Genomic DNA, 12,194 nt, shown 5'->3' with positions numbered 1-12,194 from the left:
TAAGAACCTCATCTGTTTTGCGAATCGTACAGCACCCACGTGTCTTTACTGCCGCCGCCCTGCGACGAGTTGACGACGAGGGAGTTTTTCTTGAGCGCCACACGGGTCAGCCCACCGGGGATGACTTCGATGTCTTCTCCATAAAGGATAAACGGGCGCAGGTCCACATGGCGGCCCTCGTAGCGGTTTTTTACCAGGATCGGCGCGCGCGACAACTGGATCACCGGCTGGCCGATGTAGTTTCGCGGGTTCGCCTTGATCTTGTCCTCGAACAGCTTGCGTTCGCGGTAGGTCGAGGCCGGGCCGATGAGCATGCCGTAGCCGCCGGAGGCATTGGTCTCCTTGACCACCATGTTCTTCAGGTTGTCGATGATGTGGCCGCGCTCTGTCGGATTTTCCGCCAGGTACGTCGGCACGTTGGGCAGAATGCAGTCCTCGTTCATGTAGTAGCGGATGATCTTCGGCACGTACCGGTACACCGCCTTGTCGTCCGCCACGCCGGTGCCCGGCGCGTTGATCAGCGCCACGCGGCCTTTCATGTAGGCTTCCATCAGGCCGGGACAGCCCAGCAGGGAATCCTTGCGGAACACCTTCGGGTCCAGAAAATCGTCGTCGATGCGGCGGTAGATGGCATCGACGCGTTGAAATCCTTTCGTGGTGCGCATGTACACGAAGCCGTCGGAGACGACGAGGTCGCTCCCCTGCACCAGTTCGATGCCCATCTGCCGCGCGAGGAACGAATGTTCGAAGTACGCCGAGTTGTGAATGCCCGGCGTCAGAATGACGCGGCAGGGGTCGCGCACCGATTCGGGCACCAGATGATCCATCACCTGCAGGAGCAGGTTGGGGTAGGCGTCCACCGGGCGCACGCGCATGGCGCCGAAGATGCCGGGAAAGGTCTGCTTGAGCACCTGCCGGTTGCCCAGCACGTACGACACGCCGGAAGGGCAACGCAGGTTGTCTTCCAGGACATAGAACTGGCCGTCGCGGTCGCGCACCAGGTCGGTGCCGGTGATGTGCGCCCAGATGCCCTTCGGCGGGCGCAGGCCGATGCACTCCTTGCGGTACGGCTCCGAGGACAGAATGAGTTCCTTCGGCACCACGCCGTCCTTCAGGATTTTTTGTTCGGAATAAATGTCCTTGATGAATTCGTTGAGGGCGAAGATGCGTTGCTTGACGCCGCGCTCGATATAATCCCAATCTTTCGCGCTGATGGTGCGGGGGATGATGTCGAACGGAAAAATCTTTTCCACGCCCTGTTCGGCGCCGTACACGTTGAAAGTGATGCCGAGGTTGAGCAGGATGGTCTCCGCGGCGCGCTGACGGCGCTGGAGGTCGCCTTTTTCGAGATTGTGGAGGAGATCGACCAGCGATTCCACGCCCGGGCGGGCGCGGCCCGAGGCTTCAAAAATCTCGTCGTAAAAATGGCCGGGGTCGTAATCTTTGAAATTCATATGAATCGTGTAATGGTAACACAGAATGTGCGACCTGAAAAAGCGGGCGACGGGCGTCAAGGTGGACCGCATCCCCAGGGCCCCGTTCTCGCAACCATTTAGAACCTTTCTGGCAAACCGGGCATCTTTATAGAATATAGCCGTAATTGGTCCACCTTTTCACCAGCTATTAATAGGAATATGATCGCCGGCCCTGAATCCATTTGCACCGATATTGAAAACGCCCTGGTGGCGTCCGGAGTGTATTCGACGAAATCGGACGCCGCCGCCAACACCTGGCGCATCTCGCCGGAACCGTTTTTCCTGCCTGCCAAGGACGTCCTGTTTTTTGAAAGCCTGGGCGGCCACCTGCTCAAGTTTTACACCGCTCTCAACCGCCTGTACCTGGACAGCGCCAAGGGCAAACTGCCGGCATGGATCGCCGAGTACCTCGATGCGGGCAAGCCGTCGGAATTGATCGACCTCGCGCGCATGAACCGCTTCAAGGGGCGGCTTCCCGGCATCATCCGTCCCGACGTCATGGTGCTCGACGACGGTTTTGCCGTCACCGAACTCGATTCCGTGCCCGGCGGTTTCGGCGTCACCGCGCAGTTGATGTCGTTGTACGGGCAGGAGGACATCGTGGGGGCGAAGGCGGGCGGCATCCCGGAGTTGTTCTACCGCATGCTGGAGTCGGCGGCCGGAGTGGAAGGATGCACTGCGGCGATCGTGGTTTCCGACGAGGCGGTGGATTACCTGAACGAGATGCAGTACCTGGGGCGCGTGCTGAGGGAAGCCGGGCGGCCGGTGCATGTCGTCCATCCGCGGGACGTGCTCTTTAAGGAAGAGGGCCTCTTTGTACGGGACGGGGATCATGAGGTCGCTCTCGATGTCATCTACCGTTTCTTCGAGCTGTTCGACCTGAAGAACATCCCAAAAGCGGAACTGGTGGCCTATGCCGTGAAAAAGGGAAGGGTGAAGGCGACCCCGCCGTACAAGCCGCACCTGGAAGAGAAACTGAGTTTCGCCCTGTTTCATCACCCGGCTCTTGCCACCTGGTGGGAAAAAGCGCTGGGAGATGAAACTTTTAAACTCCTGAACCATCTAATTCCAAGTACCTGGGTGTTGGATTCACGCCCCCTGCCGCCTCACGGAGTCATTCCCGGTCTTTCGGTGCGCGGGGATAAGGTCAATGACTGGAATGTGTTATCTGATCTCACCCAGAAGGAGCGGGAACTGGTCATCAAGCCTTCCGGGTTCAGTCCAAACGCCTGGGGGAGCCGCGGCGTGGTTGTCGGGCATGATGTCCCCGCCGAACAGTGGCAGGAGGCGTTGCGGTCTGCATTGAATGCATTTCCCGCACAGCCGCACATTCTGCAGGCCTTTCATAAGGGCAGGCGGTTTCGGCAATCCTTCTGGAACCACGCGGCGCAAGCCATCGAAACGATGGAGTGCCGGGTGCGGTTGACACCGTATTATTTCGTGACCGGAGAGACGGCGCCTTTGGGTGGTGTTCTCGCCACCCTGTGTCCGCAGGACAAAAAGAAAATTCATGGTATGGTGGATGCGGTCATGGTACCATGCGCCGCCGGAAAGTGAAGACAAGCGAAAATGATTAAATTTTATAGTGTTTACGGTTGCGGGTACTGCACCATGGTGCAATCCGCGCTCGAACAGTTGGACCTCGATTACGAAACCATCATGGTCCCCGCGCCGCACCACCAGCGGCTGGAAGTCAAGGAACTGACCGGTCAAACCTTCGTTCCCGTGCTCGTCGATGGCGACGTCATCCTGCATGACGAGTACGAAATCATCCGATACCTGAAATCCACGTATTCCAACAACTCCAATTGAAATCGGAAAAGGTAGCCATGCAATCCTGGCAAAGGCAATTGAGTGACAGCGTCGTCAAGGTGGAGGATCTGCCTTTCGTCTCCGGCGACGAACAGTACCGGGAAAAACTGAAAAAGGTAGCGGAGATTTTTCCTATCCGCATCAATTCCTATTTCCTGAAACAGGTGAAGAGCGAACACGATCCGCTGTGGAAACAGGTGGTGCCCACGGTGGAAGAGCTGGACGACCTGCTGAATGTGGAAGAGGGGTTGGACTCCGATCCCTTGAACGAGGAAAAGGACATGCCCGTGCCGGAGCTGGTGCACCGCTACCCGGACCGGGTCCTGCTGATGCTGAACAACCAGTGCCCGATCATCTGCCGTTTCTGCACGCGCAAACGCAAGATCGGCTTTCCCGGCATCGTCACCCGCGAAACGCTCCGCCAGGGCATCGAGTACATTGCCCAGCACCCGGAGATCCGCGACGTCATCATGTCCGGCGGCGATCCCCTGCTGGTTCCCGACAAGGAACTCGAACGCATCCTGAAAGCCCTGCGCGACATCCCGCATCTGGATATCATCCGCATCGGCACGCGCGTGCCGGGCACGCTGCCCGACCGCATCACGCCGGAGCTGTGCGAAATTCTGAAAAAATACCACCCCCTTTACGCCAACCTGCACTTCAATCATCCGGACGAGATCACGCCGGAAGTGGAAGTCGCCTGCAACCGCCTGGCCGATGCGGGTCTGCCGCTCGGCGCGCAGACGGTTCTGCTGAAAGGCGTCAACGACTCGGTGGAGGTGATGAAGGAACTGGTGCAGAAACTGTTGCGCGTCCGCGTCAAACCGTATTACCTCTACCAGGCCGACATGACTGTCGGCACCGACCACTTCCGCACCTCGGTTGAAAAAGGACTGGAGATCATCCGCGGCCTGCAGGGCCACACCTCCGGCATGGCGGTGCCTTACTTCGTGATCGACACGCCGGGCGGCGGCGGCAAGGTGCGTCTGCTTCCGGATTCGGTCGTCGAATTCACCGACAAGGAAGTCATAGTTCGGAATTTCGAAGGCAAGACTTTCCGCTATCCCCAGCCGGTGGAAAAACAGCCGAAGCGCAAAACACCGCAGGCGGAACAAACGGCGCCTTCCAGCAAGTTGTGCGAACTCGCCTGAAACGACTCACTTAAAAACTTCAATCTCCTTTTCATTCACGCCAATGGCCTTATACTGTTTGTAAGGCCCTTGTGACTCATCCATCGGGTTCCCGGGCTTTTTGACAACCCAAAAAGCAGGGGATCATGGCTGGGCGGCGTCACCTTCTTTCAAATACCTCTCGCAACGAATACGGCTTCACCCTGGTGGAAGCGGTCCTGGTAGTCGTCCTCGTGGGGATACTGGGGGCGTTGTTTCTGCCCCGGTTGGCGTCGGACGCCATTCCCCTGAACAGCGCCACCAGCATGGTGACGGCGGACCTCAAGTTCGCGCAGGAACTCGCCATGTCACGCAACCCGTCTGCGGGCAGCCCCATCGGCATCACGTTTTCCGGTGGCTCTTCCTCGTACACGCTGACCGACCCCGTCGGCGCGTTCACCGCCAGCCGCACGTTTCCCGGGGGCGTCACGATATCCACAGGCGGCACCATCAACTTCAACAAATACGGCGAACCCCAGACCATCAGCACCATCACGCTCACCGCGCCCGATGGCTCCAACCATTCCATCACTGTGGAAGCATTCTCCGGGAGGGTGATCGTTTCATGAGGCATCAAATATTTAAAAACCGGCCGGGGAGACTGCGTTCTCGTTCTCAGGAGGGTTTCACCCTGATGGAAATCATCATCGCCATTCTCATCGTGGCGATTGCCGTGCCTTCGGTCATGATTGCCTTTTCGGCATTGAAGGGGTCCGTGATCCCGGAATACACCATCGAAGCGGCGGAACTCGGGCAGTTGCAGATGGAAGCGATCGCGGAGAAGACGCGCACGCAGATTCCGGCGGCGGGAACCTATACCTGCGCCGCGTTCCAGGCGACGGTCACCGAGGTGCAGTGCACGGTTCCCGGATTCGGCGCCTACACGTTTGCCTGGGTGGTGGCGGATGTCGATGCCAACGATCCGGACACCTCCAACCCCGGAGCCACGTTTGCCAAAAAAGTCACGCTGACGGTGACGCGCGCCAGCATGACGCCGGTTTCCTTTTACGCCCTGTTCGCGACGGATTGACGCCATGAAGCAACCGATGAGCTCCATCCACAATGAACATGGCATGACGATGATTGAGATCATTCTCGTCATCGTGATTATGGGTGTGATGGTGTCGGTGGGGGCGCAGTTCCTGTTCCAATCGGCGGAAGTGGACCAGAGGCACGCGGAGCGCGTGGACCGGGTGACGCGGGCGTACGTTGCCATGGAAATGCTGGTGCGGGAGTTGCGCATTGCCGATCCGGCGACGGTGAACATCACGGGCAATACCATCACCTTCGACAAGCAGTTCGGCTATGCGCAGGACACAACCACGAGCGGCGTCAGTTACACGTACAGTCCCGGCGGCGACATCCTGCAACGCACGGGGAGCGCCACCACCACCATCGCGACGAACATGACGGCCTTTTCGATCACCGACAACGGCGGCTGGTACACGATTTCGCTGACCCTGACCGGTACTCTGAGCGGCGATTTCACGTTGACCTCGGCGGTGCGGCCGCGAACGTTGAGTTGATATGTGGAACCGGAAACACAAACTTAAATCGCTGGACAACGAGCGCGGCATTGCGGCGCTGGTGATGGTACTGTTGGGCGCGACTCTGGTGGCCGCGATCTCGCTGAGTTTCCTGACCCAGACGCAGACCAAGCAGTATGGGGCCTCACTCGCTTCCACCGGAGCCAACGCATTGATGACGGCGGAGTCCGGCCTGCGCTACACGGAAAAATGCCTGCTGAACAACGATCCGGCGTGTCCCGCCGTGACCGCCAACACCGACTGGACTCTTCTGACCGCGGGCTTCACCAAAACTTTCGGGTCCGGCAACGGGCAGTTCGACATCACCTTCGCTCCGATCGACTCGATGACCGTCGTCGTCACCTCCGTCGGTACCTACCGCGGGGCCCAGCGCGAAGTTTCCAAAACCATTATGCAGGTCCCCTCCTGCAAACTGGGAGTGAACGTCGTCACCTCCTGCCAGGCCCCGAATATCCACGCGCAGGCCAACGTGACCGGAACGGTGGAGACGGGGTATTGTCCCAGCCCGGCGTTGGTCGATCCGGTTGTGTTTCCCGGTACCCCCGCCGGCTGTCCCAATCTGGATTACATTGTCATGTTGAATGCCCCGGTTCTTCTTGCGCCCTACCACTATTGCAGTTACGACCACCTGGTCTCCTACAACATCACCATCAACTCCGATGTCACCATCTGGGTTGCGAATAATTACAACATGAGAAACGCCAGCAGTTTGACCATCAACGGCAATGTCACCATCAATGTTGGCGGGAATTGGAGCATGATGGATGACTCGGAAATCATCGTCAACGGCACCCTGACCATTCAAACGGCCGGGTTGTTTGAAATGAGAAATAATGCCGTGATCAACGTCAATGGGGGCGATGCCGCGGATGCGCTTCTGCTGGCGGAAGGGAACGTGACCCTGACGGATGACGCCCTTTTTGTGGGCGGCCTCATTTCCAATGGAAAGGTCATTCTGGACAAGCGGTCCATCCTCACCGGAGCCATCCTTGCCGACGACGTGGACGTAAAGAAAAACACCACGGCCACCTGGGCCGCAACGGCCGGGATGAACTCCCCCCAGTACAACCAGTGCAGTCCCTGATTTGAGGTGGGTTGCCGGGAAAGGGGCAAAAGAAACGCTTTATTTGGGTGTTTTGTAAGTCATTGAAAAAAATAGTATTAGGTGGATGGTCGGGTTTGGGTTAAAATGGAGCATCGCAGTAAGTCAGATTTAAGCCTTTGAAACGGCTTGTATTTCCCTTTTTTTGAGGCGGTGGGATGAAGCTTCCCTCTCTTCCCCAATTTACAGCGCTTCCTGCCATCCCCATAGGCAAGTCGGCGGTCGGGCTCGACATTGGTTCGCATTCGATCAAGATTGTCGAACTCCATTCCAAGGGGGGAAGGTGGTTTATCAGCAATTACGGTCACCAGGTCATCCCGAAATCCATTGCCGAGAGCTCCGGCAATGTGGAGATGATCGCGGAACTCATCCACCTGCTCTACACTCGTAACAATATCAAAAGCAAGCGCGTGTTTCTGACGATCGGCAATTACAACGTGCTGGTCCGCAAAATCCAGATTCCCAAGATGCCGAAAGACGAGGTGGTGGAGGCGATCAAATGGGACACGCGGGAAGACATGATGTTTCCCCCGGAAGAAGCGGTGGTGGATTACCACGTGTTGGGCGAGGCCACGCAGGAGGGTCTGCCTTTCGACGAGGTGCTGGCGGTCATCGCGCCGCTCGAGGAAATGGAGCGGCTGTCCTCCATAGTGCACCACGCCGGGCTCAAGGTGGAAGGCATCCTGCCGCACCCGATCGCTTTGGAGGAATACGACAGCGTCTGGGTGGAGGACACGCACAAGGAAGGGTACACCACCTGTTTTGTGGACATGGGTTCCCAGCGCACGCGCGTGTACTTCGTGACGGGAGTGGAAATCCTGTTCTCCCGCGAGATCCCCAATGGCGGCATCAATGTCACGCAGGCGCTGGTCGGCGACTACATGACGGAAAGCGGCCGCATGGTGACGGTCGATGAAAAACGCGCCGAGGAGATCAAGCTTCGCTATGGCCTGCCGGCGGAAGGCAGTTATGAAGAAACCCATGACCGCATACCCGCAAGTGAAATCCGGAACCGCATTCTGCCGGTCATCGAACGCCAGGTGGAAGAGATCGAGCGTTCGATTGATTCGTTCAGCAACTCCTACATCATGACGACGGTGGAGCGGGTGGTGTTCACCGGGGGCGCGGCGGGGCTTCATGGATTTCTCGATCACGTCCATCAACGGCTGGACCTGACAGTCACCGCCTACAATCCTCTGGCTCAACTGGAGGTTTCCAGCAGGTTGAAGCGGGAAGGGGATGCCGAAGATTTCGGTTACAGCATGGTGGGCGCCGCCGGGTGCGCCGCCGATCAGTGCAAACACATCAACCTGTATCCGGAACACCTGCGTCAAACGTTTTCCAAGCGCATTCAGGAACTGACCCGGTTCGCGCCCGTTCCCCTGCTCATTCTGTTGTTGGCCGCGTTCAGTTTGTTCCTGCGTGTCGATACCTTCGAGAAGGAGCAGGCTCTGGCGCTGGAGACACGCCACCTGAATGAGTTGCGTCAACGTTTCGTGTCGCTGGATATGCCGAAACGCAAGCTGGAAAAACTAAAAACGATCAAGGAACAGTTGCTGGCCCAGCAGGCCCAGCTTCCCAAAAAGGAAATCGCACCGATCGATCTGCCTCTGGTGCTGGATGGCATCGCGTCCCGGGTGTCTTGGAACATGGCTTTGGAACAGGTCACTTTCGGCGAGTATGAGCAAAATGGAAAAGGGCCGAAATCGGCAGAGATAGAAAACCGTGTGGCGCGGAAGGGCTGGGGATTCCTGGTGCGGGGCACCATTTTTGGAAGCAGGCAGAGAGTGCTCAAAACGCTGGAAGATTTTCTTAAAGAACTCAAAACCGAGCCCCGGTTCGCCGACGTCAAACTCCTGGAATCGCAGGTGACCGATAAGGACAAGTACACGCAGAAGGGGCTTGATTTTGCCTTGTTCCTGGTGCCGGTGGTGGCCCCGGAACCGTTTCAGGATAAAAAGACATGACCCTGAATGAACCGTCCTGGCTGGACAAACTGTCGACACGGGAATTGGTGCTTTTGATCATCACCGTCATGGTGGTCATTGGGGTGGGGTATTACCAACTCGAGTTTGCCCCCCTGATGGAGAAACGGGAGCGCATCGATGCGCGCACCCGTGAGGTCAAGACCAATATCGAAAGTTTTCAACTGGTATTGAATAGATCCTCCGCCGAAAAACTGGCCAGGGAAATTGAACGGACCAACTCCGAAATTGAAACCCTTCACAGGGAAATCTCCGAGGTCAAGGCCAGCATGACCGAAAACGTGGAGGACATCGTCCATGCCCTCCGCAGGCAGGCGAGAAGCAACCGCGCGGAAATGTTGCGGTTCAATTCGCGGGAGTCCTACATGGAGTTTGAGGAAGGACGTTATCGCGTGGTGACGATGACGCTGGCCATCAAAAGCCATTACCAGGGCGTGAAGCGGTTTGTGAAATCGCTGGAGAGCATCCCGGCAGTTTTGACCATCAAGGAACTCCGCATCCTCCGCACCCGGGAGACGCATCCGCTGGTGGAGTCGGAGTTGATCCTCCAATTGCTGGTTTCATGAGGAAGCCATGAACCGGAATCGCATTCAACTTCAAATTGCATTGGGGCTCGGAGCCGTGGCGGTCCTTTTGCTGTTGTGGCCCTCTGGCCCTGCGTATGCGGCGCGGAGCGGCGATTTGTTCCAGGGCAATCCGTTTGCTCTGCCGCCCGGGGTGCATTACCAGGCCCGCAAGGGGGAGGCGGTGGAGCCGCCGCAGGAAAAGAAGGAAACCAAGGCTCCCGAATTGCCGCCGCTCACCCTGCAGGCGGTGGTGTGGGGCGGGCCTCGTCCCGTGGCGGTGATCAATGACGAAAACTTTCTGGTGGGCGACACCCTGTTCGGCCACGAAATCATCGATATCGGCCGCGACGAAGTGGTGCTCATGGTCAACAAAAAGTCCCGGACCCTGCGGCTGGAACCCCTTCCTTTGAAAGTGGATCGCACTCTCCCCTGATCCTCCCGGCGTCCGCCGACTTTAGCAACCCATTGAAAAAATTGGAAAACCCTTGATTTTTTGCTGGTATTCCGGGTCTTTTGGGTGTAAGATTTGTAATCAAATTTAAACAAATTTTAATACTTTCTAAGTGACTTATGGCAAGGTTAAACAAACCGGTCTGTGCCTTTGCTGTCGCGTGGATTTTGTGGGGCGGGGTGTCGTGCGCGTCCAATCCGTATTACGATTTGCCGCTCTCCAAAACCAATGAGGCAGATCTCAACCAGACCTTCGACAGTCAGGAACCGGATACCTTCGGCCCGCAACCCGGTGGCCAGGTGCCTTCCTCCGAGTTGTTGATGAGCCAGCCGGAGTTCGTTCCGGAAAGCCTGGGCGAGGAAAGCATCCGCCTGGAGCAACTGAAGCGGAACGGTCCGCGTTTCACCCTGTCAGCCAAGGACGCGGACATCAAGAACATCCTGCTCGCCTTGTCCAAAGGCGTGCGTCAGAACGTCGTCATCGATCCCGGCATCCGCAAAAAAGTGACGGTGGACTTGAAGGACGTCACCATTTCGGAAGCGCTGGAAAACGTTCTCGGCCCCCTGCATCTCGATTACAAATTCGACGGCAAATTCATTCGCGTTTTCAAACAGAAAATGGAAACGCGCATGTTCCGCCTCAACTACATCGTGTCCCAGCGGGCGGGGGTCAGCAACGTGCAGTCCTTAAGCGGGCAGGGCACCTCGGGCATTCAGAACAGCGTGGTGTCCGGCTCCACCAATTCCGGGTCTGGAGGCGGGTTCGGCGGGGGCAACAATAGAGGGAACCAGCAGAACCAATTGATGAACCGCACCTTCACCCAGATGGTCACCTCGGAGCGCAACGATCTGTGGCGCGAGATTTTCTTTGGACTCAAGCGCATCGTCGAGGGCAAGATCGAAGATCCCAACCAGATGGACGAGGAAAAGATTTTTCAGGACTCGCAATCGGGTTCTCCGCAGTCGGGCTCCAATCGTCAGCAACAGAGTGGCTTGCTGGGGAATCTGTTGGGCATCACTCCGCCCACGGCCCAGACCCAGCCGGTGAGTGATGATGAAGCGGGTAGCAAACTGCCCAGCCCGACCGACGAAAATGCGGAAAAGAAGGAAAGCTATTTCACCATCAACCGGCAGGCGGGAGTGGTCATCGTGCACCACTACCCGGATGTTCTGCTGGAAGTGGCGGAGTTTCTGGAGGCGGTGGAGGGTTCGGTTCAGCGGCAGGTATTCATCCAGGCCAAGATTCTGGAAGTCAACCTGAATGAACAATACCGTCTGGGCGTGGATTGGAGCCAGGTGAGTCCGATCCGGATCATTCACGACGGCGACCCGGACATTTTTCAGGGATTGACCCCCGGCCCCGGCCAGCCGTTCAACTTTTCCAACACCGGCGGTGCAAACGGCACCCTGGGCACCCTCGCCGCCGGCGCGGGCGGGTTCTTTTACGGGCTCAGCAATACCCAGATCAGCGTACTCATCGATGCGCTCGGCCAGCAGGGCAATGTCAGCGTGCTGTCCAGCCCGAAAATCGCCACTCTCAACAATCAGCGCGCGGTGATCAAGGTGGGAACGGAGGACATTTTCTTTCTGCCCATCGTCATTCCCGCCACCACCACGCAGGCGTCGGCCACTCAGTTCGTGCCGTCGCAGATCACCATCGGCATCGTGCTCGACGTTCTGCCGCAGATCAACATGGACGGCACCGTGATCATGAGCATCAATACCAGCGTGTCGGAGCGGGCCGGGGAGCGGATTTCTCCGGATGGGCAAAACCGGGTTCCCATTCTGGACGTGCGTGAATCGAACAACGTGGTTATGGCCAGAAGCGGACAGACCATCGTCATCGGTGGACTCATGAAAAACACGCGTTCGCGTGACAACAATGAGGTGCCCTTTCTCGGCAAGATTCCCATCCTGGGAAAACTGTTTCAATACGAAGCCAATGTGGATGAAAAAACCGAGCTGGTTATCATCCTCACACCCAAGGTCATGGTGGGGCAGTCCATCGATGAACGTCTAAAACTGGAACAGGAGCGGTTCAAGCAATTCATGAATCCCACGCAGACCCAGGCGATGGTGGGAGAATAG

The 12,194-nt window shown here is 57.5% G+C and carries 12 protein-coding genes; 11 read left to right on the top strand and 1 reads right to left on the bottom strand.

The window, feature by feature from the left end; translation table 11 throughout:
• Positions 1-8 precede the first annotated feature (8 nt).
• Positions 9-1,454 carry a circularly permuted type 2 ATP-grasp protein gene (locus tag J2S31_RS12280; protein WP_237099385.1) on the bottom strand — a complete coding sequence of 482 codons (1,446 nt, stop codon included), beginning with the start codon at positions 1,452-1,454 and terminating at the stop codon, positions 9-11.
• 180 nt (positions 1,455-1,634) lie between these two features.
• Between J2S31_RS12280 and J2S31_RS12275 the strand changes: the two genes are divergently transcribed.
• The 11 genes from J2S31_RS12275 (at position 1,635) to J2S31_RS12225 (ending at position 12,194) form a co-directional block, all read left to right on the top strand.
• Positions 1,635-3,032 (top strand): hypothetical protein, encoded by a 1,398-nt coding sequence (locus J2S31_RS12275; protein ID WP_237099384.1) that lies wholly within the window; start codon positions 1,635-1,637, stop codon positions 3,030-3,032.
• 12 nt (positions 3,033-3,044) lie between these two features.
• Positions 3,045-3,287 carry a glutaredoxin family protein gene (locus J2S31_RS12270; protein WP_237099383.1) on the top strand — a complete coding sequence of 81 codons (243 nt, stop codon included), beginning with the start codon at positions 3,045-3,047 and terminating at the stop codon, positions 3,285-3,287.
• Positions 3,288-3,304: 17 nt separating this feature from the next.
• Entirely contained in the window at positions 3,305-4,438 is a 1,134-nt protein-coding gene (locus tag J2S31_RS12265) for a KamA family radical SAM protein (RefSeq protein WP_237099382.1), read from the top strand.
• Positions 4,439-4,563: 125 nt separating this feature from the next.
• Positions 4,564-5,025 carry a prepilin-type N-terminal cleavage/methylation domain-containing protein gene (locus tag J2S31_RS12260; protein WP_237099381.1) on the top strand — a complete coding sequence of 154 codons (462 nt, stop codon included), beginning with the start codon at positions 4,564-4,566 and terminating at the stop codon, positions 5,023-5,025.
• Positions 5,022-5,486 carry a prepilin-type N-terminal cleavage/methylation domain-containing protein gene (locus tag J2S31_RS12255; RefSeq protein WP_371831635.1) on the top strand — a complete coding sequence of 155 codons (465 nt, stop codon included), beginning with the start codon at positions 5,022-5,024 and terminating at the stop codon, positions 5,484-5,486. The genes J2S31_RS12260 and J2S31_RS12255 overlap by 4 nt, the downstream gene beginning before the upstream one ends.
• A gap of 4 nt (positions 5,487-5,490) precedes the next feature.
• On the top strand, positions 5,491-5,982 hold the full coding sequence (locus J2S31_RS12250) for a type II secretion system protein (RefSeq protein ID WP_237099379.1): 492 nt from the start codon (positions 5,491-5,493) through the stop codon (positions 5,980-5,982).
• Position 5,983: 1 nt separating this feature from the next.
• Positions 5,984-7,087, top strand: coding sequence for a hypothetical protein (locus J2S31_RS12245; protein ID WP_237099378.1), 1,104 nt, complete (start codon positions 5,984-5,986; stop codon positions 7,085-7,087).
• 176 nt (positions 7,088-7,263) lie between these two features.
• Positions 7,264-9,072, top strand: coding sequence for a type IV pilus assembly protein PilM (gene pilM, locus J2S31_RS12240; protein ID WP_237099377.1), 1,809 nt, complete (start codon positions 7,264-7,266; stop codon positions 9,070-9,072).
• Complete coding sequence (locus J2S31_RS12235) at positions 9,069-9,656, top strand: hypothetical protein (RefSeq protein ID WP_237099376.1); 588 nt, start codon at positions 9,069-9,071, stop codon at positions 9,654-9,656. The genes pilM and J2S31_RS12235 overlap by 4 nt, the downstream gene beginning before the upstream one ends.
• Before the next feature lie 7 nt (positions 9,657-9,663).
• Positions 9,664-10,089: a hypothetical protein gene (locus J2S31_RS12230; RefSeq protein ID WP_237099375.1), complete on the top strand. Its 426-nt coding sequence runs from the start codon at positions 9,664-9,666 to the stop codon at positions 10,087-10,089.
• A 137-nt stretch (positions 10,090-10,226) separates the two neighbouring features.
• Positions 10,227-12,194, top strand: coding sequence for a secretin N-terminal domain-containing protein (locus J2S31_RS12225; RefSeq protein ID WP_237099374.1), 1,968 nt, complete (start codon positions 10,227-10,229; stop codon positions 12,192-12,194).

The sequence above is a fragment of the Nitrospina gracilis Nb-211 genome (genome assembly GCF_021845525.1).
Lineage (GTDB): Bacteria > Nitrospinota > Nitrospinia > Nitrospinales > Nitrospinaceae > Nitrospina > Nitrospina gracilis_A.
This window is presented reverse-complemented; position numbering and strand designations above follow the sequence as displayed.